The organism is Cryptosporangium arvum DSM 44712, assembly GCF_000585375.1.
In the GTDB taxonomy this organism is placed as follows: domain Bacteria; phylum Actinomycetota; class Actinomycetes; order Mycobacteriales; family Cryptosporangiaceae; genus Cryptosporangium; species Cryptosporangium arvum.
The window spans coordinates 7783132-7809086 of record NZ_KK073874.1; the positions used below are offsets into that span (position 1 = coordinate 7783132).

A 25955-nucleotide genomic window follows, 5' to 3' on the forward strand; every position below is an offset into this window, starting at 1 on the left:
CCCCCGCCTGATTCGGCGGGGGCTCGTTTCGTCAGGTGGCGTCCGAGTCGTACCGGGCGGCCCGGCTCTCGGGCGTCGACGGCGGGTGGACCTTGCCGTTCTTGGAGGCGCCGTCGTCGCGGTAGGCCTCGGTCACCTCGTCGACGTGCTGCAGTTCCTCGAAGTCACGCATCGCGTCCTTCAGCGGTTTGCGCAACGCCGCCTCGTCCTCCTCGCTGAGGAGGTGCTTGCGGACGAACCGCTTCGGGTGCAGATCTTCGATCTCGAAGTCGGTCCCCAGTTCGTCACGCAGCTCCGCGCTGGCTCCGCGAGCCATCTGTCGAAGCGTGCGGAGCATGCGCCCCGCCTCGCCGATCACCTTCGGCAGCCGATCGGGCCCGAACACGAACAACCCGATCAGCGCCAGAACGATGATCTCCCACCAACCGAGATTCTCGAACACCGCTGCTCCTCACCGCGGTCACCGCCGTGTCGACAGCTCGGTACCTGGCCGCTGAACCGCAGCCTAATCCGTGCCTCGAACGACCGGCAGACCACCCGGCTGTGGATCCTCCTACTTCTGCCCCAACGTCACCGTCGACGTGATGGTCTGCCCACCGCGGCGATACGTGACGCCGACTTTTGTCCCCGGCGCCTGCTTGCGGACGAGGGCGATGAGCGCCACGCCGTCCTCGATCGGCCGGTCGGCGAACTTCGTCACGATGTCCCCGGCTTTCAACCCGGCCTTCTGCGCCGGGCCGCCCGCGACCACCGTGCTGAGCGGCGCGCCGCCCTCGGTCTGGTCGCCGCTGAGTGCGATCTCGGCGCCGATGATCGTCGTCCGGGCCTCCCCGGTGCCGATGATCTGCTCGGCGATGCGCTTGGCCTGGTTGATCGGGATCGCGAAGCCGATGCCGATGTTGCCGCTCGTGCTCGACCCGCCCTGGCTGGGCAGCGCGGCGATCGCGGAGTTGACGCCGATGACCCGGCCGGCGCCGTCGACGAGCGGCCCCCCGGAGTTACCGGGGTTGATCGCCGCGTCGGTCTGGATCGCGGCGAGGTACGCCGCGTCGTCGCCACCGGCCTGGTTGCCGCCGCTCTCGCCGGCGGTACGCACCGGGCGGTCGATCGCGCTGACGATGCCGCTGGTGACGGTGTCGGCCAACCCCAGCGGCGAACCGAACGCCACGGTCGGGTCGCCGATCGCGATCTTGTCCGAGTCACCGAAGCGGACCGGCTTCAGGTCGTCCTTGTCGATCTTCAGCACCGCGATGTCGGACCCGACGTCACGGCCGACGATCGTCGCGGCCGACGAGGAGCCGTCGGAGAACACGACCCGCAGGTTGCCGCCGGACGCGGCCGGAGCCGCGACGTGGTTGTTGGTGAGGATGTGGCCCTCGGCGTCGATGACGAACCCGGACCCGTTGCCGTTCCCGCTGGCCGACCGGATCACCACGGTGACGACGCTGGGCTGCACGGTCTTCGCGATGCCGGCCAGCGACGTCGGCGGGCGCTCGGCCAGCTCCGGCGTGGAGCCCGAGCTGCTGCCGAGCGAGAACGAGCTACCGGCCGTCCGCGCCGCGACCACATAGCCGAGCGCGCCGCCGAGCAGACCGGCGACGACGGCCACCACGATCGAGACCAGCATCATCGAGCCCAGGCCACCCCGGCGCGACGGTCCGTCGGACCCCATCGGCGGGGGCGGCGGCGGCACCGAGCCGGGCGGCGTCGGCGCCAGCCAGGACGGCGACGCGGACGGGTCCCGCCAGGGGTCCCTGGCGCCGGCCTGCGACCAGAACGGCGAGCCGGGCGGCGGCGAGCCCGCACCGGGCACGCCCGGCGGCTGCTGCTGCCCGTAGGACGGCTGCCCGGGGTGCCCCGACGCCGGGTAACCACCCGAACGGGGCTGCGTGGGCACGCTGCCGGTGCGGTAGGCCTCGGACGGGGGTGCGTACCCCGGATCGGGCTGCGGATTGATCCACGGCGAGCCGCCTGCGCCGCGGCTCGGCGTGCCCTCTGCTGACGGCACGCCGGACGCCTGCGGTTCGGCCGGTCGTCCGTCGACCCGGCTCGCGTCGGTCAAGGGGATACCTCCGCCTCGGAACGTCAGGCTCGGTCGCCCGGCGTTTCCTCCAGTGTTCCTTGCTCGGTCCACGAATGCACACGGGCGGATCAGTGGAAAGGATCGACCCAGGATCCCACTCGGCGGATTCCCTTGCTCATTCGGGCGAGTACGCCGGTGTCCTCCGATACCGTCGGCAGCGACCCGACCACGGTCGTGACGGTGGCGTCCGAAGCATCCGTGACCAGCGTATACACCATGCCCGATCCGGCCCAGCTGAGCTCGCGGTAGAGGCCGCAGCGCAGGTACACCTCGGTGTCGCCGACCCGCTCCCGGCTGAAGCCGCCCGGCACCGCGGAGTCCAGCCGGCCGCGCTGGGCGAAGAGCGACAGCGCGAACAGTCCGTCGGAGTAGCTCAGCTGGATCGATCGGCTCGCCCCGGTGCCCATCGTCCGCGCGCAGACCTGCGTCAACCCGGCGAGCTGGGTGCCGGGAAGGTCCCAGCCCCTGGCGTCGAGCTCGGCCAGCTCCGCGGCCGACAACCCACCGGCGCAGTCGTCGGGCCGGGCGGACGCCGACGGGGACGGCGTCGACGTGGTGGGCAGCACGCTCAGGCCGGTGAACGTCGTGCGGCGGATCACCCGACCGGCGGTGTCGAGAAGTTCACGCTGGACGGCGAGCCCGGTGGCGTCGTCGAGCCAGATCCGGCCGACGATCGTGCCGCTCAGCCGCAGGACGTCGACGCGGGTGACCGGCCGCTCGAGCATCCGCTCGGACGCCGCGACCTGGATCTGATAGGCCGAGGTGAGTGTGTCGAGCGTCTCGTCGGAGAGGTCGAAGCTGTTCTCGGCGGTGTCGATCTGGACGCCGCGCTGACCGTTCGCGCTGCGTGCCGACCCCTCGTCGGAGGCCACCGTGACGCCATGGCCCGGCACGTTGCGGACGAACGCCGTCGCGGTCAGCTCACCCCACCGCGACCAGCTACGGAAGAGTTTCGTGCCCTGGTAGCCGGTGTCGGCCTGCGCGCGGCCGGCCCGGCGCAGCAGCCGGAGCGCCTCCTGCTCGGCGGGACCGAGCGGCCGGCCGGCGGTGAACGGCGCGGCGCGCGGGGCGGAGCCGCCCGATTGACCGGCGCCGAGCGTCTCGGTGGGGGCGGGGACGAACAGGTAGACGCCGGTGGAGCACACCACGGCGCCGAGCGCACCCGCGCCCACCACCAGAACCAGGCGCCGGGCCGCACGGAGCAGCCCGGCACGAGGGTCGACCAGTTTCACTCGTCGGTGTCCGCGACGTCGACGACCGAGGCCTCCCGATCGCCGCCCGGCACGCCGCTGGTGACCGCGCCGTGCTCCTTGATGTACGTCAGGACCGGCGGGTTGACGGTGCTCGTGGGCTGATCGCCGCCGAGGACGACCACGGTGCCCAGGCTCAGCGCGAACGCGGCGACGCCGCCCACCGCGGTGGCCACGACGCTGCGGCGCAGGCGGCGGCCCGTCGGGCGCGCGCCACCCGGACGGCGACCGGCCGGACGACGCCGGCCCGGAGCCACCGCGATCGGGCGGCGGCCGGACACCGGACGACCGGCGGGCGCGACCGACCGGAAGCTGGCCTCCAGCCGCACCGGCGGCAGTTCGGGCGTGGCCCGCTCGGTGGGTGTGCACTCTGGCAACGCCCGGAGCCGCTCGAGCAGCGAGTCGGGGCACGGCGGTGGCGCGAGCTTGGCCAGCCGGGCCTTGATCTGGCGGTGCCCGTCGACCTCGATCCGGCACTCGACGCAGTGGGCCAGGTGGACGAGGGCCCGGTCGCGGGTCGTCGGGTCGAGCGCGTCGTCGGCGAACGCGGACGCGAGCTCTCCGAGGTGCGGGTCCCGGCGCGGCGAGGTCATGAGACGCCGTCCACGGGGTTGGAGCTGCTGCGCGGCGCACGGTGGGCCAGCGCCTCGCGGAGCTGGCTGCGGCCGCGGTGGATACGGCTGCGCACGGTGCCGAGCTTCACGCCGAGCGTCGCCGCGATCTCCTCGTAGGAGAGGCCCTCGATGTCGCAGAGCACGACCGGGGCACGGAAGTCCGGCGGCAGGTCGGCCAGCGCGCGCTGCACGTCGTCGTCGAGGTTCTCGTCGATGTAGACCTGCTCGGGGCTGCGCTCGCGGCCGGGCACGCGCTCGGCGTCGTCGGGCAGCGCCTCGAAGCGGATCCGGGCGCGACGGCGGGCCAGGTCGAGGAAGAGGTTCGTGGTGATGCGGTGCAACCAGCCCTCGAACGTGCCGGGGCGGTAGCGGTCGAGCGCGCGGAACACCCGGACGAAGACCTCCTGCGTGAGGTCCTCGGCGTCGGGCCGGTTGCCGGTGAGGCGGTAGGCCAGCCGGTACACCCGCGCGGAGTGCTCGCGGACCACCTCGTCCCACGCGGGCGGGTCCCAGCTCACAGGCTCGGTGAAGTTGGCCTGGGTGGGAACCATCTCTTCAGCGGAGTCCCCGGAGGCTTGCACCAAGGCGACCTCCTTCTCAGGCGCTACAGGTGTGATCACCATTGTGCCCGGGCCCTCCCAATACTCGCTGAGACGCGGCTGAGGAAACTCACGCCGCACCAGTGCCTTCCTGCCTGCCAACGGATCGCAGGCTCAGCGCGTTCCCCTACCCTGTCCGAGGCGACGCTGGGACGGGAGGACTGTGATGGATGCCTCAGCGCGCCCCGGTACGCCTCCTATGCCCGATAGATCCGGCAATTCCGGGCTCGGGCTGGGGCGGCTGGACGTCGCGGCCGAAGACTCGATCCTGACCGCCGCGCGTGCCCGGGCCGAGGAACTCGGCTGTCTGGCGATCTCCCCCGACTGCGGCGCCGCACTCCGCCTGCTGGCCGCCGCGATGCGCGCCAGGGCGGTCGTCGAGGTCGGCACCGGCACCGGCGTGAGCGGACTGTGGGTGCTGCGTGGCATGCGCGCCGACGGCATCCTCACGAGCATCGACGCCGAAGCGGAGCTGCAGAGCGCGGCCCGGTTGGCGTTCCGCGAGGCCGGCGTCCCGGCCAGCCGCGCCCGGCTGATCAACGGCCGGGCGCTCGACGTGCTCCCCCGGCTCGCCGACGGCTACTACGACATGGTGCTGATCAGCGACGCACCGGTCGCCGAGTACCCGGAGTACCTGGTGGAGTCGCTGCGGCTCCTGCGCCCGGGCGGCGCGGTGGCGTTCGGCGGCGTCCTGCTCGACGGCCGGGTCGCGGACTCGACGGTCCGCGACCCCATCACCGTGCTGCTGCGCGATCTGCTCCGCACGATCCGCGACCACCCGCGGCTGACGCCGGCGATCCTCCCGGTCGACGACGGCCTGCTGGTCGCGGTACTGAGCCAGTAGGGGCGCAGAGCCTAGAGTTCGACGGGCTGGCCCTTACCGAGCACGACGATGCCGCCCTCGCTGACCCGGTAGTGGTGCCGGTCGAAGTCCGCGTCGACGCCGATGCGCGCGCCGGGCGGAACGACCACGTTCTTGTCCAGGATCGCGTTGCGCACGATCGCGCCCTCACCGATGACGACGCCGTTGAGCAGCACGGACTCCGTCACCTCGGCCTTGGCGCCGACGAGCACGCCGGGCGAGAGCACCGAGTCGCGCACCTCACCGGTGACGATGCAGCCGGCCGAGACGATCGACTCGGTGGCCCGCCCGGTCAACGCGAACTTCGCCGGCGGCAGCTGCGGCATCGACGTGAGGATCGGCCAGGACCGGTTGTAGAGGTTGAACACCGGGTGGACCGAAGCCAGGTCGCGGTGCGCCTCGTAGTACGAGTCGATCGTCCCGACGTCACGCCAGTAACCGCGGTCGCGATCGGTCTGACCGGGCACCTCGTTGTGGGAGAAGTCGTAGACCGCGGCCTCGCCCTTGCCCACCAGCATCGGGATGATGTTGCCGCCCATGTCGTGCGCGGACGAGGGGTCCTCGGCGTCCAGGCGCAGCGCTTCCAGCAGCGTCTTCGTCGTGAAGACGTAGTTGCCCATCGACGCGTAGGCCACGTTCGGGTCGTCGGGGACGCCCGGCGGGTCCTTCGGCTTCTCCAGGAACTCGGCGATCGTCCGGCCGTCGTCGGCGGTCTTGATCACGCCGAACGCGGTGGCCTCGTGGCGCGGCACCCGGATGCCCGCGACCGTCACGCCGGCGCCGGAGAACACGTGCTGCTCGATCATCTGGGCCGGATCCATCCGGTACACGTGATCGGCGCCGAAAACCGCGATGTACTCCGGGTCCTCGTCGTAGACGAGGTTCAGCGACTGGTAGATCGCGTCGGCCGAACCGGTGTACCACCGCGGGCCGAGCCGCTGCTGGGCCGGCACCGGCGTCACGTAGTTGCCGAGCAGCGTGCTCATGCGCCACGTCGTGGTGATGTGCCGGTCGAGCGAGTGCGATTTGTACTGGGTCAGCACGCAGATCTTCCGGATCTCCGCGTTCGCCAGGTTCGAGAGAACGAAGTCGATCAGCCGATAGGGACCGCCGAAGGGGACCGCGGGCTTGGCCCGGTCCGCTGTCAGCGGCATCAGCCGCTTGCCCTCGCCACCGGCGAGGACGATGCCGAGAACTGAACGTGTCACCGAGCCACCCACCATAGTGCGACCCTAGTTCCCCGCGAACCGTGGACCTAGTCGCGTTGATGGCTTTGGGTTTAACACCGTTGACACAGTCGGGTAAGTCACGGTCGGCACCGTAGGGTGTGCGCATGCGCGTCGCGGTCCTGACGAACGAGTACCCGCCCGAGGTGTACGGGGGTGCCGGCGTTCACGTCGACTTCCTCGTCCGAGAGCTTCGTCGCCTGGTCGAGGTCGAAGTGCACTGCTTCGGCAAGCCCCGCAAGGACGCCCGCGCCTACCAGGCTCCGAGCGAGCTGGCCGACGCCAACGGCGCGCTCCGTGCGCTCGCCATCGACCTGGAGATGGCCGACGGCGTCGGCGACGTCAGCGTCATCCACTCCCACACCTGGTACGCGAACCTGGGCGGCCACCTGGCCAAGCTGCTGCACGACAAGCCGCACGTGGTCACCGCGCACTCGCTCGAGCCGCTGCGGCCGTGGAAGGCCGAGCAGCTCGGTGGCGGGTACCGCATCTCGTCCTGGGCGGAGCGCACCGCGTACGAGGCCGCCGACGCCGTGATCGCGGTCAGCAACGGCATGCGCGACGACGTCCTCACCGCCTACCCCGCCCTCGACGCCGCCCGCGTCCACGTCGTCCACAACGGCGTCGACACCGAGCTGTACTCGCCGACCACCGACGACGCCGCGCTGCACAAGGTGGGCATCGACCCCGACCGGCCCTACGTCCTGTACGTCGGGCGCATCACCAAGCAGAAGGGCATCACGCACCTGCTGGCGGCGGCCGAGCGGCTGGACAAGGACGTGCAGCTGGTGCTGTGCGCCTCGGCGCCGGACACCCCGGAGATCGCGGCCGAGGTCACCGAGCGCATCGAGCGCCTGCGCGCCGCCGGGCACACCGTGCTCCACCAGGCCGAGATGCTGCCGCGCGAGGAGGTCATCTCGCTGCTCAGCCACGCGGCGGTGTTCGCCTGCCCCTCGGTGTACGAGCCGCTCGGCATCGTCAACCTGGAGGCGATGGCGTGCCGGGCACCGGTGGTGGCCAGCGCGGTCGGCGGCATCCCCGAGGTGGTGCAGGACGGCGTCACCGGGCTGCTCGTGCCCTACACGCCCGATGACCTGCCCACGTTCGAGGCCGGCCTGGCCGACGCACTGGCGTCCGTCGTGAGCGACCCGATCCGCGGCAGCGAACTGGGCCGCGCCGGACGCCGGCGCGCCGTCGACCTGTTCAGCTGGGAAGCGATCGCCGAACAGACGAGCACGGTCTACATGTCGCTGGGTTAGAGCGACTCGAGATACCGCGCCAGGGTGCGGGCACCCCAGCCGGTGGCGCCCTTGGTCAGCTCGTCGTTGGGCCCGTCGGACCAGGCCGGGCCGGACATGTCGATGTGGACCCACCGGTCACGGGCCGCCCCGGTGAACGGCCGCAGGAACAGCGCTGCGGTGGCGGTCTGTGCACCGCGTCCGCCGGAATTGTTGGCGTCTGCGACGTCCGAGTCGATCTGCTCCAGATAGTCCTCCGGCAGCGGCATCTGCCAGACCCGCTCGCCGGCCTGCTCGGCCGCGTCGGACAACGCCTTCGCCAGATCGTCGTCCTCCGAGAACAACGCCGCGGTGCGCTTCCCGAGCGCGACCGACTGGCCGCCGGTCAGCGTGGCCAGATCGATCAGCACGTCGGGCTGCAGGGTGGCGACCGCGTACGCCAGCGCGTCGCCGAGCACCATCCGGCCCTCGGCGTCGGTGCTGAAGATCTCCGACGTGCGCCCGCCGTAGTGACGCACGACGTCGCCGGGGCGGTACGCCGTGCCGCTCGGCATGTTCTCGGCCAGCGGCACCAGCACCGTGACCCGCAGCGCGAGCTCCTGTGCCGCCGCGGCGAGCACCGCGCCGACCACGGCCGCCCCGCCACCCATGTCCTTCTTCATCATCTGCATGCCCTGCGCGGGCTTGATCGAGATGCCGCCGGTGTCGAACGTGATGCCCTTGCCGACCAGGACGACGTGGCGCAGCGTGTGCAGCTCGACCCCCGGCGGAGCCCAGCGCAGCTCCAGCAGGCGCGGACCGCGGGTGGAGCCGCCGCCGACGGCGAGGACACCGCCGAACTTGTTGGCTTCGAGCCACTCGGGGTCGCGGACCTGCACGTCGATGCCGAGCACCGCGGCGCTCTCGGTCGCCTGGTCGGCGAACCACTCCGGGCTCTTGATGTTGCTCGGCGTGTTCACCAGGTCCCGGGCGAACACGGTGCCGTTCGCGACCGCGCGGGCGCGGGTCACGGCGTCGGCGAAGCGGCCCGGGTCCTCGGTGACGACCCGGATGCTGCGTAGCGTCGGCGGCTTCGGGTCGGACGCGAGCGTGAAGCGGTACGAGGCGAGCAGCGCACCCTCGAAGAGGCCGCGGACGGCGTCGGGCGTGACGTCGGTGGGGAGCGCGAGCACGACCTCGGGGTCACCGGAGGCCGCACGGACCAACGCCGCACCGGCCTTGCGCCAGTCCTTCTCCGCACCCTCGCCGGTACCGACCAGCAGCACCACCGCGGGTGAACCGCCGGGCAGCGGCAGCGTGGCGACCTCGCCGGCCTTGCCCTTCGCCGGTGGTTCGGGCCGCCGCTCGTCACCGAGCCAGGCGTCCAGCGTCGCCGCGAGGCCGTCCGGGAGCGCGTACGGCGTGTCCAGCAGCACGGCCGGCGCCGACCGCTCGTCCTCGTCGGCGTCCGCAGCGAGGGCGCCGTCCACCGCCGCGCCTTCGGCGCCGGGCGCGCCGGCGCCCGGCTGAACGTCCGCGACGTCGTGCGCGCCGGCGGACTGCGGGGCACCTTCGACGTCCGCGACGGCTCCGGGTGCGTCGGCGGGGGCGGCACCCTCGACGATCTCCGCGTCGGTCAGGGCGCCGGACGCGCCGGCCCGCGTGGTCTCCGCCGCCTCCGCGGTGGGCTCGTCCGGCGCCGTCGGCAGTGCGAGCACCACCGGCGTGTCGGCGGAGTGATCGGCGACAGCCACCAGTCGGACGTCGAGCACGCGGGCTCCTCTACGGAAGTGAGTACGTCGGGATCATTCTGCCCACGTGGCCCGGAGCGGCGGGGAGCGGCCACCCGCAACACGCAGACAACAGACAGCCGACCCGGCCTACACGGTGCGGCTCCGTGTGCGGCTGGGCCGGCTGACCGGCTGAGCGCGTGATTAACCTGTGACGTTCTTCAGAGCGTCCCCGAGCGCGCTGGCCTCGTCGGGGTTCATCTCGACGACGAGCCGTCCACCGCCTTCGAGCGGTACGCGCATCACGATGCCGCGGCCCTCCTTGGTGACTTCGAGCGGACCGTCACCTGTCCGCGGCTTCATGGCCGCCATCTCGTGCTCCCCTCGACCGGTAACCGTCCGTACTAGTACGGTCACTCTTTGCAGGCTCGCTGGATCTCACGCGCCCGGGACATCTCACTACTGTCTTATTCTCGCCCATACCCGCTGGCGTCCCAAACTCGACCCGGCTAAACACAGTGGACTAGCACCCGCCGGACCTGCGCAAAAGGCCTCCGGCGGGGCCTGCGGGGTCTCCGCGGCGCGCCGGACGCCCGCACGGGCGGCGGGGAGATCGAGGTGAGTCGTCAGGCCGTACCCACGTGACAGCCCACGATGTGGTCATCGACCATACCGGTTGCCTGCATCAACGCGTACGCGGTCGTCGGGCCGACGAAGCGGAAACCACGCTTGCGGAGGCTCTTGGCGAGCGTCGTCGACTCGGGCGTGGTGGCCGGCACGTCGGCCCGCGTGCGAGGCCGGGGGCGCGCGGGCGGCGCGAACGACCAGAGGAGCGCGGAGAGGCCCTCCGGTAGCTGCGCGGCCAGTTTCGCGTTGGCGATCGCGGCGTCGATCTTGGCCCGGTTGCGAATGATCCCGGTGTCGGCCAGCAGGCGCTCGACGTCCGCGTCGTCGAACGCGGCGACGGCCTCGATCGAGAAGCCGGCGAACGCCCGGCGGAAGCCTTCGCGGCGACGCAGGATCGTCAGCCAGGAGAGGCCGGACTGGAACGCTTCGAGGCACACCCGTTCGAACAGCGCGTCGTCGCCGGTGAGGCGGCGCCCCCACTCCCGGTCGTGATAGGCGACGTAGTCCTCCGCGGCGCCCGCCCAGGAGCAGCGCACCAGCCCGTCCGCGCCCCGGACGAGCCCGGCCCGCGCCAACTCGGAATCTTCCGGCGAAAGCTCCTCCGCCGTCACCGGCGCGCGACCCGATGGGGAGATGTCCCGGCGCGGGATGTCCCGGCGCGGGACGTCCCGGCGCGGGAGGTGCGGGTGGGACGGGTCATCGAGGGATGGTGGCCGCGGCGGCGCGGGTGTTCACGTACCGGCGGAAACGGCGGAGGCCGAGCGCGAGCGCGGCTCCGGCCAGCGGGCCGGCGACCGGCCAGATGCGGTTGGCGATCGCGGGGAACGGGAGGTGGAGGTCCTCGCTCCAGGCCATCACCGTGCGTTCCGGGCCGCGCTCGGACAGCCGGAACGCACCGGGGCCCCGCACCAGACGCCCGACGTGCACGACGTCGACCCGGTGCGGTGGCTCCCAGCCGACGACGTGGAAGACGTCGAGGAAGCCCACCCGGCCGACGCCGGTGAACGCGTGCACGACGGTTCCGACGCCGCGCCCGTCACCGGCGACGACCTCGACCCGCGTGAACGGGATCCAGCGGGCCTGCGCGGGCCAGTCGGTGGCGGCCGCGAACACCGTGTCGATGTCGGCGTCCACGGTCACCTCGGCTTCGACCCGCCCGGGCCCGGCCACGGCGAGCTCAGCCGGGATCCCGGCGACCCCGGTCATCGCCCGCGCCCGGACCGCGGCCCGGCGATCTCAGCTTCCTCGGCCGTATCCGAGCGCTCCTCGACCGGGCCCGCCTCGCCGGAGGCCACCCCGTCGGAGGCAACCTCGGCCGATCGCGCCCCGGCGGACTCGGCCCGGGCGGAGTCGGGCCGATCGGAGTCGGCTCGGGCGGAGTCGGGCCGATCGGAGTCGGCTCGGGCGGAGTCGGCTCGGAGGGAGTCGGCATCGGCCGGGTCGGCGTCTTCCGGGGCCGTGTCCGCGTCGGTCTTCCGTTCGTCCAGGTCCGCGGCCGACCCGGGCTCCAGGGCGGATTCCTCGGACTTCTCGGCGTCCCACGGGAACTCGAACGGCGGTTCCTCGTCCTCGTCACCCTCCGGCCGGCGGCCGTGCAGCTGGTCCTCGAGATCGATGATCCGCGCGTGCAGGAAGTCGAAATCGTCGGCGACCCGCTGGAAGATCTCGTCGACCTGATCCATCCGGTAGCCGCGGATCGCGGTGTCGACCCGGAGCCCCTCCACGTCGACCCGCTCCAGCGGCCGGTCAGCGGGCAGGTCGAACGGCACGCCGTCCGGCCGGGGCGGCGTCAGCCCGCGATCACGACCGAGCGTGAACGCGGCCGCACCGAACACGATGCCGGACAGGACGAGCGCGGCCACGACGACGAGGAGGAAGCTTCCCACCCCCGCATGGTGACACGTGCGCCACAGCGGCATGCGGCCGGACGCGAATCAGCGGGTAGGTTGAACCAATGCCACTCAGGCTGGGCCGCCGGGTATTCGCCGACACCGACCTGCTGGTGATGGCCATCGTCAACCGCACGCCCGACTCGTTCTACGACCGCGGTGCGACGTTCAGCGACGAGGCCGCGCTCGCCGCCGTCGAGGTGGCGGTGCGTGACGGGGCGGACATCGTCGACATCGGCGGGGTGAAGGCCGGTCCCGGCGAAGCCGTGGACGCGGCCGAGGAGGCGCGCCGCACGGTGCCGCTGATCCGGGAGGTGCGCGCACGCCACCCGGAGCTGGTGATCAGCATCGACACCTGGCGCGCCGAGGTGGGCGCGGCGGCCGCGGAGGCCGGCGCCGACCTGCTCAACGACACCTGGTCGGGCGCCGACCCCGACCTCGCGGTCGTCGCGGCACGCACCGGGACCGGGCTGATCTGCACGCACGCCGGTGGCCTCGCGCCCCGTTCACGCCCGCACCGCCCGAGCTTCCCCGACGTCGTCGGGGACGTGGTGAGCACGGTGACCCGCCTGGCCGAGCGGGCGGTCGAGGTGGGCGTGCGCACGGACGGCATCCTGATCGACCCGGCGCACGACTTCGGCAAGAACACCTGGCACTCGCTGACGTTGACCCGGGAGCTCGAGAAGCTCGTCGCGACCGGGTGGCCGGTACTGGTGGCGCTCTCCCGGAAGGATTTCGTCGGCGAGACGCTCGATCTCGGCGTGGACGAGCGGCTCGAGGGCACGCTGGCGGCCACCTCGATCAGTGCCTGGCTCGGCGCGCGGGTGTTCCGCGCTCACGACGTCCGGGCGACCCGCCGCACGCTCGACATGGTCGCCTCGATCCGCGGCACCCGGGCGCCGGCCTTCACGCGTCGGGGCCTGGCGTGATCCGCACGGGGGCGGACGGCCCGGCCTCCACCCGGGTGGAGTGCTCGAGACCGGCCTCGAGGGCGTCGAACGCGTCCGGGACCGAGTCGGCCACGGTGAGCAGGGCGAGCGCCTCGGTGCGGACGAACCCGCGCGCCGCCAGGTCGCGGAGCCACTCCAGGAGCCCGTCGTAGAAGCCGCCGGTGTTGAGCAGGACGACCGGCTTGGCGTGCATGCCGAGCGAGCGCGACGTCCAGACCTCGAACACCTCTTCGAGCGTGCCGATGCCCCCGGGAAGGCCCAGGAACGCGTCCGCGCGGTCGTCCATCGCGGCTTTGCGCTCACGCATGCCGGTGGTCTTGATCAGCTCGTCGGAGTCGAAGTCGGCGATCTCGCGGCTGCTCAGCGCCTCGGGGATGACACCGACCGTGCGCGCTCCCCCGGCCCGGGCGGCGGCCGCCACCGCGCCCATCATCGAGACCCGGCCGCCGCCGGACACCAGCGAGTGGCCGCGGCGGGCGAGCTCGGCCCCGACCTCGGCGGCCAGCCCGACGAGCGTGGGGTCGATCGACGTCGAGGACGCGCAGTACACGCAGACGTTCGCCATCAGGCTTCCACCGGCGCGTCGTCGATGCCGGTCGCCTGGTGGGCCGAGAGCGCCTCGGCCGAGGTCACGGCGGCGACGGCCTCGTCGATGTCGTCGGTGAGCTGGATCAGCTCCAGGTCCTGCTCGGAGATCTTGCCGTCGGCGAGCATGGTCCGGCGCAGCCAGTCGACCAGGCCGCCCCAGTACTCGGTACCGATCAGGACGACCGGGAAGCGCGTCACCTTGCGGGTCTGCACGAGCGTGAGCGCCTCGAACAGCTCGTCGAGCGTGCCGAACCCGCCGGGGAGCACGCAGAACGCCGCGGCGTACTTCACGAACATGGTCTTGCGGGCGAAGAAGTAGCGGAAGTCGACGCCGACGTCGACCCACCGGTTGAGCCCCTGCTCGAACGGGAGCTCGATGCCCAGCCCCACGCTGACGCCGCCGGCCTCGCTCGCGCCCTTGTTCGCGGCCTCCATCGTGCCGGGGCCGCCGCCGGTGATCACCGCGAACCCGGCCTCGACGAGGGCCCGGCCGAGCCGCTCGGCGCGCTGGTACTCGGGGTGGTCGACCGGCGTGCGGGCGGAACCGAACACGCTGACCGCCGGACCGAGCTCGGCGAGCGCGCCGAAGCCCTCGACGAACTCGCTCTGGATCCGCAGGACACGCCAGGTGTCGGTATGGATGAAATCCGCGCGTCCACTTTTGTTGTCGAGCAGCCGCTGATCAGTGGTACTAGTCGGTACCTGCGATCGGCGAAGCGTGACGGGACCCCGCTGTTGCTCGGGACTACTCATGGTGGCCACGGTATCCCGACGACGGCAAACGCTAGTCAGCGACGAGGTAGCGGCGAAGTGCCTCCACGGCTTCGGTGATCTTTCGGGTGTCGACGTACTCACCGGCCTGATGGGCCAGGTTCGGGTCACCCGGCCCGAAATTCACCGCGGGGATGCCGAGCGACGCGAACCGGGCGACGTCGGTCCAGCCCAGCTTCGCCTGCACCGGCGCGTCCAGCTTGCTGACGAAGTTCGCCGCGGCCGGCGCGCTCAGCCCGGGGAGGGCACCCGGCGCGGAGTCGGTGACCTCCACGTCGTAACCGGCGAACACCTCGCGGACGTGCGCCTCGGCCTGGGCCTCGCTGCGGTCGGGGGCGAACCGGAAGTTGACCGTGACGTCGCAGCGATCGGGGATGACGTTGCCCGCCACCCCGCCGCTGACCGCCACCGCGTTCAGCCCCTCGCGGTAGACGCAGCCGTCGATGTCGACCTCACGCGCCTCGTACGCGGTGAGCGTGTCGAGGATCGCCGCGGCGGCGTGGATCGCGTTCACGCCGTGCCAGCTGCGGGCGGAGTGCGCGCGCTTGCCGTGGGTGGTGACCTTCGCCCGCAGCGTGCCCTGGCAGCCGCCCTCGACCGTGCCGCCGGTGGGCTCGAGCAGCACCGCGAAGTCGGCGGCCAGCCAGTCGGGGTGGTTGCGGCTGACCCGCAGCAACCCGTTCTTCGCCGCCTCGACCTCCTCGTTGTCGTAGAGGACGAGCGTGAGGTCGTGCGCGGGCCGCTCGATCGTGGCCGCCAGGTGGAGCAGGACCGCGTCACCGCTCTTCATGTCCGAGGTGCCGCAGCCGTAGAGCAGGTCACCGTCGCGCCGCGAGGGCACGTTGTCGACGATCGGCACCGTGTCGAGGTGACCGGCGAGCACGACCCGGTGCGGCCGGCCGAGGTTCGTCCGGGCGACGACCGTGTCGCCGTCGCGGGTGACCTCGTACTGCTTCAGGCCCTCCAGGGCGCGGAACACCTCGTCGGCCAGCGGCGCCTCGGTTCCGGAGACCGAGGGGAAATCGACCAGGGCAGCGGTGAGAGCGACCGGGTCGCCCGCGAGGTCCAACGTCACGGCCCGACAGTAACGCTCGCTAGGCTGGACGCCGTGAGCATCTGGGGAGTGGGCCTGGCGACCGAGTACGCCGGACAGATTCTGGACGTGTGGTTCCCCACCGGGAAGTTGGGTGTGGGCGAAGCCGGGGTACCAGGACTTTCGCCCGGCGTCGCGCGGCTGGACAAGGCTCAGGGAGAGACCGCGCTCGGTTCGGAACTGGCGAGCGCGGTTGGGCCGGACCCGCTGCGCGGCGTCGAGGTCTCCGCGGTCTCGGTCGTCACCGACCTGGACGCCGCTCCGGCCGGAGCCGCCGACGTCTACCTGCGCCTGCACCTGCTCTCGCACCGGCTGGTCAAGCCGCACGGGGTGAACCTGGACGGCATCTTCGGGCACCTGGCCAACGTGGCCTGGACGAACCACGGCCCGGTGCTGGCGACCGAGGTGGAGTCCGTGCGGGCCCGGGCCAGGGCGTCGCGCAGCCACTTCGAGGTGTACGGCGTCGACAAGTTCCCGCGGATGACCGACTACGTCGTGCCGTCCGGCGTCCGCATCGCCGACGCCGACCGGGTGCGTCTCGGCGCGCACCTCGCGTCCGGCACCACGGTGATGCACGAGGGCTTCGTGAACTTCAACGCCGGCACGCTCGGCAACTCGATGGTCGAGGGCCGGATCTCGGCGGGTGTCGTCGTGGGCGACGGCTCCGACGTCGGTGGGGGCGCGTCGATCATGGGCACGCTCTCCGGCGGCGGCACGACCGTGATCTCGATCGGCGAGCGGTGCCTGCTCGGCGCCAACTCCGGGCTGGGCATCCCGCTGGGCGACGACTCGGTCGTGGAGGCGGGCACGTACGTCACGGCGGGTTCCAAGATCGCGCTGCCCGACGGGTCGGTCGTGAAGGCGGCCGAGCTCGCCGGGGCGGACGGGGTGCTGTTCCGCCGTAACTCGGTGACCGGGGCCCTGGAGGCCGTGCCGCGCGCGGGCCGCTCCTGGGGCGGGCTCAACGAGGCCCTGCACGCCAACTAGTTCCCCGGGGTCACGACGGTTTGCGGGCCCACCCCGGCCGGGGTGGGCCCGCAAACCCGTCGTAGCTTCGGTTACTCGCTCAGCCGCTTCACGGCGGCGGACACCCGCTCGTCCGTGGCGGTGAGCGCCACCCGCACGTGCTTCGCACCCTCCGGTCCGTAGAAGGCCCCGGGCGCGACCAGGATCCCCCGGTCCGCGAGCCATCCCACGGTGTCCCAGCAGGGCTCGTCCCGGGTGGCCCACAGGTACAGCCCGGCCTCGGAATGCTCGATGCGGAACCCGGCGCCCACCAGCGCCTCGCGCAACACCACTCGCCGCCGCTCGTACCGTTCACGCTGTTCACGCACGTGCGACGTGTCCCCCAGTGCCGCCGCCATCGCGGCCTGCACCGGCTCCGGGACGATCATCCCGGCGTGCTTGCGCACCGCGAGGAGCTCACCGACGATCGCCGGGTCACCGGCGACGAAGCCGGCCCGGTACCCGGCGAGGTTCGAGCGCTTCGACAGCGAGTGCACCGCGAGCAGACCGGTGACGTTCCCGTCCGACACCTCGTCGGACAGGATCGAGACCGGCTCGACGTCCCAGCCGAGCTCCAGGTAGCACTCGTCGGAGATCACGACCGTGCCGCGTTCCCGGGCCCAGGCCACCACCTTGCGCAGGTGCGGCACGCCGAGCACGCGCCCGGTCGGGTTCGACGGGGAGTTCACCCAGATCGCGGCGGTCTTCGCCGGCCCGGACGCGACCGTGGCGTCCGACCGCACCCCGGTGGCCCCGGCGAGCCGGATGCCGACGTCGTAGGTCGGGTAGGCCAGGGACGGGAACTGCACGGTGTCGGACGCGCCCAGACCGAGCAGCGTCGGCAACCAGGCGACGAGCTCCTTGGAGCCGATCGTGGGCAGCACACCCACCGGCGCCGACGCACCGAGCCGCTCGCGGACCCAGGTGGTGATCGCGTCACGCAGGATCGGGGTGCCCGCCGTCAGCGGGTACCCCGGCGCGTCCGCGGCGGCGATCAGCGCGTCCCGCACCACAGCGGGCGTCGGGTCGACCGGCGTGCCGACGGACAGGTCGACGATGCCGTCGGCGTGCTCCCGTGCCCGCTTCCCGTAGGGCGCGAGCGTGTCCCACGGGAAGTCGGGCAACGACGCCGAGATCAGTGCTCACCTTCCTGCGGCGGGAGCGCGGCCACCAGCGGAGCGTCGTGCTTGATCAGCCCGAGCTTGGACGCACCACCCGGCGAACCGATCTCGTCGAAGAAGACGACGTTGGCGTTGTAGTACTCGCGCCATTCTTCCTTCACGTCGTCCTCGTAGAAGATCGCCTCGACCGGGCACACCGGTTCGCAGGCGCCACAGTCGACGCACTCGTCGGGGTGGATGTACAGCATCCGCTCCCCCTCGTAGATGCAGTCGACGGGGCACTCCTCGATGCACGCCTTGTCCTTGACATCGACACAGGGCTCGGCGATGACGTACGTCACGTAGATAGTCCTTCCAGGCGCGGTAGCGGCTTCGCCTTCGGATGGTGGGAAACGGGCCGCCTTAGCGGTATCTAGTATCGCTGGCTGCAGATCTCGATGCAGAGGCGGGTCAGATGTCACTCCACCCGACGGACGTCGGTCACCGGGTCGTGGTACGGAGGGTTCTCACCGGCCCTGACGCCGAACGACCGCAGTTCAGCGACGTTCTCGGCGAGCTTATCGAGTTGAGCGCGGAACGCCAGCGAGTGGTGGTGAGAACGCCCACCGGAGAGGTAGTGATTTCCGTCGCTGAGATCGTGGCGGCCAAACGCATCCCGCCCCGGCGGGTCAAGGATCTGGAGCTCGAGCGCATCGCCGCGCTGGGCTGGCGCGGGCTGGACACCGATCAGATCGGCGGCTGGCACCTGCGCGCGGCCGGCGGCTGGACCGGCCGGGCGAACTCGGTGCTCCCGCTCGGCGACCCCGGGGTGTCGCTCGACGACGCGCTCGCGCAGGTGAAGGCCTGGTACGCCGAACGCGGCCTGCCGCCGCTGTTCCAGCTCCCGCTGCCGGCCGGTAGCCGGCTCAAGCAGGCGCTGGAGGACCGCGGCTGGCGCGACCAACGCGGTGCGCTCGTGCTCACCGCGGAGATCGCGGCCCTCCGGCTCCCGGCGAGAGACCTGCCCCCGGTGACGATCACCGGCGAGCCCGACCCCGACTGGCTCGCCACGTACCACTACCGCGGCAGCGCGCTGCCCGACGTCGCCCTCGCGGTTCTGACGAACGCCGACGCTCCCGGCTTCGCGGCCGTCCGGTCGGACGGCAGACCGATCGCGATCTGCCGCCTCACCGTCGACGAGGGGTGGGTCGGCGTCACGGCGGTCGAGGTCGACCCCGCCCACCGGCGGCGCGGCCTGGCGACGCACCTGCTCGCGGGCGCCGTCGACTGGGCCGCCGGGAAGGGCGCGCGCCACGTCTACCTGCAAACCGAGCCGGAGAACACGGTCGCCCGCGCGATGTACGAGAAGCTCGGCTTCGAGCTGCACCACGTGTACCGGTACTACGGCCTAGCGGCCTAGCGGCGCCGGGGCTTCTGGGCCGCGTACGCGCCCCACGCGCGGCTCTTCGGGTCGAGCCCGAACGCCACCGCGAGCAGCGTGCCGATCGCCGCCCCGATCAGCAGCACGCCGAGGCAGACCAGCAGCTGGAGCAGCCACTGGGTGGCCCCGGAGCCGAACGGCGTCGCGCCGGAGACGAACGGGCCGACCAGCGTCACCAGCAGCGCCGAGATCACCAGGTCGAAGAACAGGTCACCGGCGGTGACGCCCCACAGGAAGCGGCGCGCGGTGAGGAAGCCCGCGACCGCGATCACGACGCCCATCGCGGCCAGCGACACCAACGCGGTCGTGAGTTCGACGTCCTCGCTGGTGCCGTTCGCGAGGCGCAGCACGAGCCGCGCGCCGAAGTTCACCACGACCAGCACCGCGACGACGACGCCGACCCGGGCCCACCTGTTCTGCATTCGCGACACGTTAGGGCACCGCGTTCCCCGGTGACCTGGGAATTACCACGGTCACAGCCAACGTGAGGACGATCGTCAGCATCCCGATGAGCAGGACGCCGTAGCCGACCCAGTCGCCCTGGACGATCAGGTCGCCCTCGGACGTGCGGGTGGAGAGCGGGAAGATCGTCAGGAACCAGGCCACGGCCGGGATGATCGTGGCGCCGCCGTGCCCGGAGCCGTACCGGGTGACCGACAGCCCGAGCACGATGCCGACGACGACGATCACCCAGCTGATCGGGATCGGGGTCGACCCGATCCGGAACGGGGTGAGGAACGCGGCGATCAGCTCGGTCGTCACGACCAGGAGCGTGCCCACCAGCACCGAGGCGATACGCAGCGGCCACTCCATCTACAGCCCCGCGAACAGGTCGTCTTCGAGCCCCGCGCCGCCGCTCTCGCCGACCGCGCGGATGTAGTACTCGACGCCCACCGGCTCCACCCCGAGGTTCTCGGCGAGCGCGTGCAGCCACGTCCCCGGGTCGACCTGGGTGGCGTGCGCGCGCATCGCGGCCTGCTTGGCCAGGGCGAACGCCGACCCGTCGATCCGCGCGCCGAGCTTCTCGTCGGGGGTGACGAACGGCAGCGCGTCGACGTCGCGTTCGCCGGCGAACGGGTTCTCGGCCGACGTGGCGAACGTCTCGATGCCGCGGGCGAGCAACGACCGGGGCTCGCTGGGGTAGTAGACCTTGGCCACCCGCCAGGAGTCGGCCGCCAGCTCGATCGCGCGCATCGTCACCCGGTGGGCCTGGATGTGGTCCGGGTGCCCGTAGAGCCCTTCCGGGTCGTAGGTGACGACGACCTGCGGCTGGACCTCCCGGATGACGTCGGCCAGCCATGCGGCGGCGTCCTCGACCGGGGCCCGCCAGAACGCCCGCGGGTGGTCGTTCTGCGGCGTGGCGATCATCCCGCTGTCGCGGTACCGGCCGGTGCCGCCGAGGAACCGCTGGTCGGTGACGCCGAGCGCCTTGAGAGCGACGTCCAGCTCGCCGATCCGGTACCCGCCGAGCTGGTCGGCCTGGTCGGCGGCGAGCCCCGCCAGCGCGGGCACCAGTATCTCGCCCTCCTCGCCGAGCGTGCAGGTGACGAGCGTGACGTGCGCACCTTCGGCCGCGTACCGGGCCATCGTGGCGCCGGTGGTGATCGTCTCGTCGTCGGGATGCGCGTGCACGAGGAGAAGTCGTCGGGCGGGCAGGCTCATGGCCCCAAGCCTAGGTGGCAGGATGGCGTGGTGAGTTCGCAGACGTCGTTCCCCCGGTTGGCCGCCCGGACCCGCAACTTCACGCTGGGAGCACCCCGGACGGTGGCCGTCTCCCGGGACGGCGAGCGGGTCGCGTTCCTCCGCTCGGCCGGCCCCACCGACCCGGTGCACGCGCTCTGGGTGCTCGACGTGGGTACCGGCACGGAGCGCATCGTGGCCGACCCCCGCGCGTTCCGCGACACCGACGACGAGGACCTCCCACCGGAGGAGAAGGCGATGCGCGAGCGTCGCCGGGAGTCCGGCGGCGGCATCGTCTCGTACGCCACCGACGAGCACATGCGTAGCGCGGTGTTCACGCTCGGCGGGAAGCTGTTCCGGATCGGCCTGCTCCCCGGCGACGATCCGACGCCGCTCGAGCTCCCGGTCGCCGGGCCGGTGCTGGACCCGCGGCCCTCGCCGCGCGGCGACCGCGTCGCCTACGTCACCGGCGGCGCGCTCCACCTGCTGGAGCAGGTCGAGGAGAGCTGGACCGACCGCACGCTGATCGCCGAGGACGGCGTCACCTGGGGCGTCGCCGAGTTCGCGGCCGCCGAGGAGATGAACCGCTTCCGCGGCTACTGGTGGTCGCCGGACGGCGAGCGCGTCCTCGCCGCACGGGTCGACGAGTCCCCGGTGCGGACCTGGTACATCGCCGACCCCGCCCAGCCGGGCCGCGCGCCGAACTCGATCCGCTACCCGCAGGCGGGCAGCCCGAACGCGCTGGTCAGCCTCCACATCGTTCCGCTGGCCGGCGAACGGATCCCGCTCGAATGGGGCGCCGAGGAGTACCCGTACCTGGTGACCGCCGGCTGGGACGACAGCGGCTGCCCGCTCTTCACGGTGATGGACCGCCGCCAGTCCAAGGCCCTGGTGCTCGGCGCCGATCCCGACACCGGCGAGCTCACCACGCACCTGCGGGCCACCGGCACGCCGTGGCTGGAGGTCCTGCCGGGCACCCCGGCGCTGCTGGGTGACGGCCGTCTGGTGTGGAGCACCGACCAGGGCGACGCCAGGCGCCTGCTCGTCGGCGGGGTGCCGGTCACGCCGCCGGGGCTCCACGTGCGGCGCTACGTCGGGCCGGACGGCACCGACGTGCTGGTCGAGGGCACCGAGGAGGCACCCGAGCAGAACCACGTGTACCGGGTGGCGCCCGACGGCACCGCGCGTCGCGTCACCGAGGGTGTCGGCTGGTTCAGCGGCGTCTCCGGCGGGGGCACGCAGGTCGAGGTGCGGCGCACGCTCGACCGGGTCGGCGTCACGTACGTCGTCGCGCCGGACCGGGTGCTGGAGTCGTTCGCGGCCACGCCGCCGTTCACCGCGAACCCGGTGCTGAGCCGGGTCACCGACCGGCGGCTGCCGGCCGCGGTGCTCTACCCGCGCGACCACGTGCCGGGCACGCGGCTGCCGGTGCTGATGGACCCGTACGGCGGCCCGCACCACCAGGAGGTGATGGCGGCCGGGACGATGTGGCTGGAGCCGCAGTGGTGGGCCGACCAGGGCTTCGCGGTGGTGGTCGTCGACGGGCGGGGTACACCCGGGATCTCACCGTCGTTCGAGTCCGCGATCCGGCTCGACCTGGCCGGGCCGGTGCTCGACGACCAGGCCGACGGGCTGCTGGCGCTGGCCAAGGAGCACCCCGACCTCGACCTCGGACGGGTAGGGATCCGCGGTTGGTCGTTCGGGGGGTACCTGGCGGCGCTGGCCGTGCTGCGCCGTCCGGACGTGTTCCACGCCGGGATCGCGGGTGCGCCGGTGACCGATTGGATCCTGTACGACACGTTCTACACCGAGCGCTACCTCGGGCTGCCGGACGAGGAGCCGGAGGCGTACCGCCGTTCGTCGCTGATCGAGGACGCCGGGAAGCTCTCCCGTCCGCTGATGATCGTCCACGGCCTGGCCGACGACAACGTGGTCGCGGCGCACACGCTGCACCTCTCGTCGGCGCTGCTGGCCGCGGGCCGCCCGCACGAGGTACTCCCGCTCACGGGCATCACGCACATGGCCACCGACGAGACCGTGAAAGAGAACCTGCTGCTCCTCCAGCTCGACTTCCTGCGACGCTCGCTGGCCACCTGAGAGGTACCGACCGGGAGCCCGCCCAGGACGTCGTTCCGGGCGGGCCGCCGTCTACGTCTCCGGGAAGTGGCAGGCGGCGAGTGACCCGCCGCGCTTGGGGGTGAGTGCCGGTTCCTCGGTGGCGCACCGCTCCTGGGCTTTCCAGCAGCGGGTACGGAACCGGCACCCCGACGGAGGGTCGAGCGGCGTCGGCACGTCCCCGGTCAACCGGATCCGCTTCGAGTCCGCGGTGCCGAGCTGCGTCACGTCCGGCACCGCGGAGAGCAGTGCCCGGGTGTACGGGTGCGACGGGCGCTCGTAGATCGCCTCGCGGTCACCGACCTCGACGATCTTGCCCAGGTACATCACCGCGATGCGCTGGGAGAAGTGCCGGACGACGGCCAGGTCGTGGGCGATGAACAGGAACGCCAGGTCCAGCTCGCTCTGCAGCTTGCGCAGCAGGTTGATGATCTGCGCCTGGATCGACACGTCGAGCGCCGACACCGGCTCGTCCGCGACGATGAACCGCGGCTGCACGACGAGCGCCCTGGCGATGCCGATGCGCTGGCGCTGCCCGCCGGAGAACTCGTGCGGGTACCGGTTGTAGTGCTCGGGGTTGAGCCCGACCAGCTCCAGCATCTCCTGGACGCGCTTCTTGCGGCCGCCCGGCGGGTCGATCCCGTTGACGTTCAACGGCATCTCGACGATCCGGCCGACCGTGTGCCGCGGGTTCAGCGACGAGTACGGGTCCTGGAAGATGATCTGCATGTCCTGGCGCAGCTGCGTCAGCGACCGGCCCTTGGCCTTCGTCACGTCCTTGCCCTCGAACGCGATCGACCCGGCCGAGGCCTCGAGCAGGCGGATCACCATCCGGCCGGTCGTGGTCTTCCCGCAGCCGGACTCCCCGACCAGCCCCAGCGTCTCGCCGGGTGCGACGTCGAAGTCGACGCCGTCGACCGCGCGCACCACGGCCTTCTCGCCGAACAGCCCGCCGCTCACCGGGTAGTGCTTCGCCAGCCCGCGGACGGACAGCAGCGCTTCCCGCGAGGGCTTCCTCTCCTGGACCGACGTCTCGGTCGCCTCGACGCTCACAGCGCCACCCCTGCCTCTGCGATGTCCCGCTGGTAGATCTCACGCCGGCGGTCGGCCGGCAGGTGGCACGCCACCGAGTGCCCGGCGTCGTCCAGCACCGGCAGCAGCTCCGGCACGTCGGTGAACGAGCGGTCGCCGTTCTGGCCGGCGTACGGGCAGCGCGGGTGGAACGCGCAGCCGGACGGACGGTTGAGCAGGCTGGGCGGGCTTCCCTTGATCGGGACGAGGTCGGCCTCGGCGTCGCCGTGCAGCGAGGGCACCGAGTTGAGCAGGCCCCACGTGTACGGGTGCTGCGGGCGGCGCAGCACCTGCTCGACGGTGCCCTTCTCGACCGCGCGCCCGGCGTACATCACCAGGACGTCGTCGGCGATCTGGCTGATCACGCCCAGGTCGTGGGTGATGATGATGACCGCCGAGTGGAACTCGGACTGCAGGTCCTCGAGCAGGTCGAGGATCTGGGCCTGGACGGTCACGTCCAGCGCGGTGGTCGGCTCGTCGGCGATCAGCAGGTCGGGGTCGTTGACCAGCGACATCGCGATCATCGCGCGCTGGCGCATACCGCCGGAGAATTCGTGCGGGTAGCTGTCGACGCGCTTGTCCGGGCGCGGGATGCCGACCCGGTCGAGCATCTCGATCGCCCGCGTGCGCGCGACCTTCTTGGACGCGTCCGGGTGGTGGATGCGGTACGCCTCCACGATCTGCCGGCCCACCGTGTAGTACGGGTGCAGCGCCGAGAGCGGGTCCTGGAAGATCATGGCCATCGTCTGGCCACGCAGCTTCCGGACCTCTTCCTCCGGACAGCCGATGATCTGACGGCCGCCGACCGTGATGCTGCCCGTGATCTCCGCGCGCTTCAGGTCGTGCAGCCCCATGATGGCCATGCTGCTCACGGACTTGCCGGAGCCGGACTCGCCCACGATGCCGAGCGTCTGTCCACGGCGGACGCCGTAACTCACACCGTCGACGGCTTGCACGGTGCCGTCCATGGTCGCGAACGAGACCTTGAGGTCATCGACGCGGAGGAAGTCCTCTTCCCCATCAGGGGCAACAGCCTCAGCAGATTCAGTCATCCGAGCCTCACCCGCGGATCGATGTACGCATAGAGCCAGTCGACGACCACGTTCGTCAACACGATGAAGAACGCGGCCAGCAGCACCGTGGCCATGACGACCGGCAGGTTCAGCTGCCGCGCGGCCTCCGCCGCGACGAACCCGACGCCCGGCATGCCGAACACGTTCTCGGTGATCACCGCACCACCGAGCGAGACGCCCAGGTCCAGGCCGAAGATCGTGACGATCGGCGTGATGCCGGCGCGCAGCGCGTGACGCAGGTAGACCTGCCGGGGTGGCAGCCCCTTGGCCCTGGCCGTGCGGACGAAGTCCTCGGACAGGGTTTCGAGCATCTGGGCGCGGGTGAGCCGGGCGTAGATCGCCGAGTTGAGGAACGCGAGCGTCGTCCAGGGCAGGATCATGCCGGTCAGCCAGTCCCCGACGCTCTCGAACGGACTGGTGTAGGACGGCGTCGGCAGCCATTTCAAGGTGTAGACGAAGAGCACCTGCAGCAGCAGGCCGACGAAGTAGATCTGCAGCGAGGCACCGGCGAGCGAGAAACCGATCGCTGACCGGTCGATCCAGGTACCGCGGCGCAAGGCGGAGATGAAGCCGAGCGAGACACCCAGCAACGCCCACATCGCGGCTCCACCGAGGACGATCGAGATCGTCACCGGGAGCGCGCGCCCGACGATGCTGGACACCGCCTCGCTGCTCCGGAACGACCAGCCCAGGCACGGCGCGTCGCACTTGATCGCGGTGTCGCCCTCGCCGATCGTGCGACCGACCACGATGCCTTTCATGTACTGGCCGTACTGCGTCCAGAGCGGCTGGTCCAGGCCGAGTTGCTTCTCGATGTTCTGAACCTGGGAGGGGCGGCAGTCGCGACCGCACTGCAGTTCGGCCGGGCTGGTCGGAACCGCGAAGAACATAAAAAAGGTGAGGACGCTCACGCCGAACAATGTCAGCAGCGCGAGTGAGCCTCGCCGCAGGATGAACCGGGCCACGGACCT

Annotated in this window: 28 protein-coding genes; 6 read left to right on the forward strand and 22 right to left on the reverse strand. The window is 71.8% G+C overall.

The window, feature by feature from the left end:
• Positions 1 to 31: 31 nt before the first annotated feature.
• The 5 genes from CRYAR_RS35395 to sigE form a co-directional block, all read right to left on the reverse strand.
• Positions 32 to 442 (reverse strand): sec-independent translocase, encoded by a 411-nt coding sequence (locus CRYAR_RS35395; protein ID WP_035857527.1) that lies wholly within the window; start codon positions 440 to 442, stop codon positions 32 to 34.
• 111 nt (positions 443 to 553) lie between these two features.
• Complete coding sequence (locus CRYAR_RS35400) at positions 554 to 1897, reverse strand: S1C family serine protease (RefSeq protein ID WP_035869091.1); 1344 nt, start codon at positions 1895 to 1897, stop codon at positions 554 to 556.
• Positions 1898 to 2151: 254 nt separating this feature from the next.
• Positions 2152 to 3315 carry a sigma-E factor regulatory protein RseB domain-containing protein gene (locus CRYAR_RS35405; RefSeq protein ID WP_035857528.1) on the reverse strand — a complete coding sequence of 388 codons (1164 nt, stop codon included), beginning with the start codon at positions 3313 to 3315 and terminating at the stop codon, positions 2152 to 2154.
• Positions 3312 to 3926 (reverse strand): anti-sigma factor family protein, encoded by a 615-nt coding sequence (locus tag CRYAR_RS35410; protein ID WP_051571360.1) that lies wholly within the window; start codon positions 3924 to 3926, stop codon positions 3312 to 3314. Before CRYAR_RS35410 ends, CRYAR_RS35405 begins: the two co-directional genes overlap by 4 nt.
• Positions 3923 to 4498: an RNA polymerase sigma factor SigE gene (gene sigE / locus CRYAR_RS35415; RefSeq protein WP_035857529.1), complete on the reverse strand. Its 576-nt coding sequence runs from the start codon at positions 4496 to 4498 to the stop codon at positions 3923 to 3925. The genes CRYAR_RS35410 and sigE overlap by 4 nt, the downstream gene beginning before the upstream one ends.
• 247 nt (positions 4499 to 4745) lie before the next feature.
• On the opposite strand from sigE, the gene CRYAR_RS35420 reads away from it, so the two are divergent.
• Positions 4746 to 5390: an O-methyltransferase gene (locus CRYAR_RS35420; RefSeq protein WP_051571361.1), complete on the forward strand. Its 645-nt coding sequence runs from the start codon at positions 4746 to 4748 to the stop codon at positions 5388 to 5390.
• 11 nt (positions 5391 to 5401) lie between these two features.
• On the opposite strand, the gene glgC is transcribed toward CRYAR_RS35420, so the two are convergent.
• The gene (gene glgC / locus CRYAR_RS35425; protein ID WP_245620571.1) at positions 5402 to 6616 is read right to left on the reverse strand and encodes a glucose-1-phosphate adenylyltransferase; all 1215 of its coding nucleotides are present in this window, start codon (positions 6614 to 6616) and stop codon (positions 5402 to 5404) included.
• Between the two features lie 125 nt (positions 6617 to 6741).
• Between glgC and glgA the strand changes: the two genes are divergently transcribed.
• On the forward strand, positions 6742 to 7893 hold the full coding sequence (glgA, locus tag CRYAR_RS35430; protein ID WP_035857531.1) for a glycogen synthase: 1152 nt from the start codon (positions 6742 to 6744) through the stop codon (positions 7891 to 7893).
• Here glgA and CRYAR_RS35435 read toward each other — a convergent pair.
• The 5 genes from CRYAR_RS35435 to CRYAR_RS44065 form a co-directional block, all read right to left on the reverse strand.
• Positions 7890 to 9623: a leucyl aminopeptidase gene (locus CRYAR_RS35435; protein WP_051571362.1), complete on the reverse strand. Its 1734-nt coding sequence runs from the start codon at positions 9621 to 9623 to the stop codon at positions 7890 to 7892. The genes glgA and CRYAR_RS35435 overlap by 4 nt on opposite strands.
• A 162-nt stretch (positions 9624 to 9785) precedes the next feature.
• The gene (locus CRYAR_RS46335) at positions 9786 to 9953 is read right to left on the reverse strand and encodes a DUF3117 domain-containing protein (protein ID WP_157018300.1); all 168 of its coding nucleotides are present in this window, start codon (positions 9951 to 9953) and stop codon (positions 9786 to 9788) included.
• Positions 9954 to 10207: 254 nt separating this feature from the next.
• Positions 10208 to 10819, reverse strand: coding sequence for a DNA-3-methyladenine glycosylase I (locus CRYAR_RS35440; RefSeq protein ID WP_281174648.1), 612 nt, complete (start codon positions 10817 to 10819; stop codon positions 10208 to 10210).
• Between the two features lie 85 nt (positions 10820 to 10904).
• Complete coding sequence (locus tag CRYAR_RS44060; protein WP_051571363.1) at positions 10905 to 11414, reverse strand: SRPBCC family protein; 510 nt, start codon at positions 11412 to 11414, stop codon at positions 10905 to 10907.
• Complete coding sequence (locus CRYAR_RS44065; protein ID WP_051571364.1) at positions 11411 to 12094, reverse strand: hypothetical protein; 684 nt, start codon at positions 12092 to 12094, stop codon at positions 11411 to 11413. Before CRYAR_RS44065 ends, CRYAR_RS44060 begins: the two co-directional genes overlap by 4 nt.
• Before the next feature lie 68 nt (positions 12095 to 12162).
• Here CRYAR_RS44065 and folP point away from each other — a divergent pair, with 68 nt between their 5' ends.
• Entirely contained in the window at positions 12163 to 13026 is an 864-nt protein-coding gene (folP, locus tag CRYAR_RS35455) for a dihydropteroate synthase (protein WP_035857532.1), read from the forward strand.
• Here folP and CRYAR_RS35460 read toward each other — a convergent pair.
• The 3 genes from CRYAR_RS35460 to dapE are packed head-to-tail and all read right to left on the reverse strand — an operon-like array spanning position 13004 to position 15481.
• Complete coding sequence (locus CRYAR_RS35460) at positions 13004 to 13612, reverse strand: LOG family protein (protein WP_051571365.1); 609 nt, start codon at positions 13610 to 13612, stop codon at positions 13004 to 13006. The two genes, folP and CRYAR_RS35460, sit on opposite strands and share 23 nt — an antisense overlap.
• Positions 13612 to 14388, reverse strand: a complete 777-nt coding sequence (locus CRYAR_RS35465; RefSeq protein ID WP_035857533.1) for an LOG family protein — start codon at positions 14386 to 14388, stop codon at positions 13612 to 13614. The genes CRYAR_RS35460 and CRYAR_RS35465 overlap by 1 nt, the downstream gene beginning before the upstream one ends.
• A gap of 31 nt (positions 14389 to 14419) precedes the next feature.
• Positions 14420 to 15481, reverse strand: coding sequence for a succinyl-diaminopimelate desuccinylase (dapE, locus tag CRYAR_RS35470; protein ID WP_035857534.1), 1062 nt, complete (start codon positions 15479 to 15481; stop codon positions 14420 to 14422).
• 33 nt (positions 15482 to 15514) lie between these two features.
• Between dapE and dapD the strand changes: the two genes are divergently transcribed.
• Positions 15515 to 16486 (forward strand): 2,3,4,5-tetrahydropyridine-2,6-dicarboxylate N-succinyltransferase, encoded by a 972-nt coding sequence (gene dapD / locus CRYAR_RS35475; protein ID WP_245620572.1) that lies wholly within the window; start codon positions 15515 to 15517, stop codon positions 16484 to 16486.
• 71 nt (positions 16487 to 16557) lie between these two features.
• On the opposite strand, the gene dapC is transcribed toward dapD, so the two are convergent.
• Together dapC and fdxA are read right to left on the reverse strand one after the other, a co-directional pair.
• Entirely contained in the window at positions 16558 to 17643 is a 1086-nt protein-coding gene (gene dapC, locus CRYAR_RS35480) for a succinyldiaminopimelate transaminase (RefSeq protein ID WP_035857535.1), read from the reverse strand.
• Entirely contained in the window at positions 17640 to 17966 is a 327-nt protein-coding gene (fdxA, locus tag CRYAR_RS35485; RefSeq protein WP_035857536.1) for a ferredoxin, read from the reverse strand. The genes dapC and fdxA overlap by 4 nt, the downstream gene beginning before the upstream one ends.
• A 113-nt stretch (positions 17967 to 18079) precedes the next feature.
• Here fdxA and CRYAR_RS35490 point away from each other — a divergent pair, with 113 nt between their 5' ends.
• On the forward strand, positions 18080 to 19024 hold the full coding sequence (locus CRYAR_RS35490; RefSeq protein WP_035857538.1) for a GNAT family N-acetyltransferase: 945 nt from the start codon (positions 18080 to 18082) through the stop codon (positions 19022 to 19024).
• On the opposite strand, the gene CRYAR_RS35495 is transcribed toward CRYAR_RS35490, so the two are convergent.
• The 3 genes from CRYAR_RS35495 to mshB are packed head-to-tail and all read right to left on the reverse strand — an operon-like array spanning position 19021 to position 20707.
• The gene (locus CRYAR_RS35495; RefSeq protein WP_035857539.1) at positions 19021 to 19467 is read right to left on the reverse strand and encodes a hypothetical protein; all 447 of its coding nucleotides are present in this window, start codon (positions 19465 to 19467) and stop codon (positions 19021 to 19023) included. The two genes, CRYAR_RS35490 and CRYAR_RS35495, sit on opposite strands and share 4 nt — an antisense overlap.
• A gap of 10 nt (positions 19468 to 19477) precedes the next feature.
• Entirely contained in the window at positions 19478 to 19858 is a 381-nt protein-coding gene (locus tag CRYAR_RS35500; protein ID WP_035857540.1) for a hypothetical protein, read from the reverse strand.
• Complete coding sequence (gene mshB / locus CRYAR_RS35505; RefSeq protein ID WP_084701390.1) at positions 19859 to 20707, reverse strand: N-acetyl-1-D-myo-inositol-2-amino-2-deoxy-alpha-D-glucopyranoside deacetylase; 849 nt, start codon at positions 20705 to 20707, stop codon at positions 19859 to 19861.
• A 30-nt stretch (positions 20708 to 20737) separates the two neighbouring features.
• On the opposite strand from mshB, the gene CRYAR_RS35510 reads away from it, so the two are divergent.
• Entirely contained in the window at positions 20738 to 22822 is a 2085-nt protein-coding gene (locus tag CRYAR_RS35510; protein WP_035869116.1) for a S9 family peptidase, read from the forward strand.
• Positions 22823 to 22873: 51 nt separating this feature from the next.
• On the opposite strand, the gene CRYAR_RS35515 is transcribed toward CRYAR_RS35510, so the two are convergent.
• From CRYAR_RS35515 to CRYAR_RS35525, 3 genes are read right to left on the reverse strand one after another with little or no spacing between them, the layout of a single operon-like run.
• Positions 22874 to 23893 carry an ABC transporter ATP-binding protein gene (locus CRYAR_RS35515; protein WP_035857541.1) on the reverse strand — a complete coding sequence of 340 codons (1020 nt, stop codon included), beginning with the start codon at positions 23891 to 23893 and terminating at the stop codon, positions 22874 to 22876.
• Entirely contained in the window at positions 23890 to 24963 is a 1074-nt protein-coding gene (locus CRYAR_RS35520) for an ABC transporter ATP-binding protein (protein WP_035857542.1), read from the reverse strand. The genes CRYAR_RS35515 and CRYAR_RS35520 overlap by 4 nt, the downstream gene beginning before the upstream one ends.
• Positions 24960 to 25949, reverse strand: a complete 990-nt coding sequence (locus CRYAR_RS35525) for an ABC transporter permease (RefSeq protein ID WP_035857543.1) — start codon at positions 25947 to 25949, stop codon at positions 24960 to 24962. The genes CRYAR_RS35520 and CRYAR_RS35525 overlap by 4 nt, the downstream gene beginning before the upstream one ends.
• Positions 25950 to 25955: the final 6 nt, after the last annotated feature.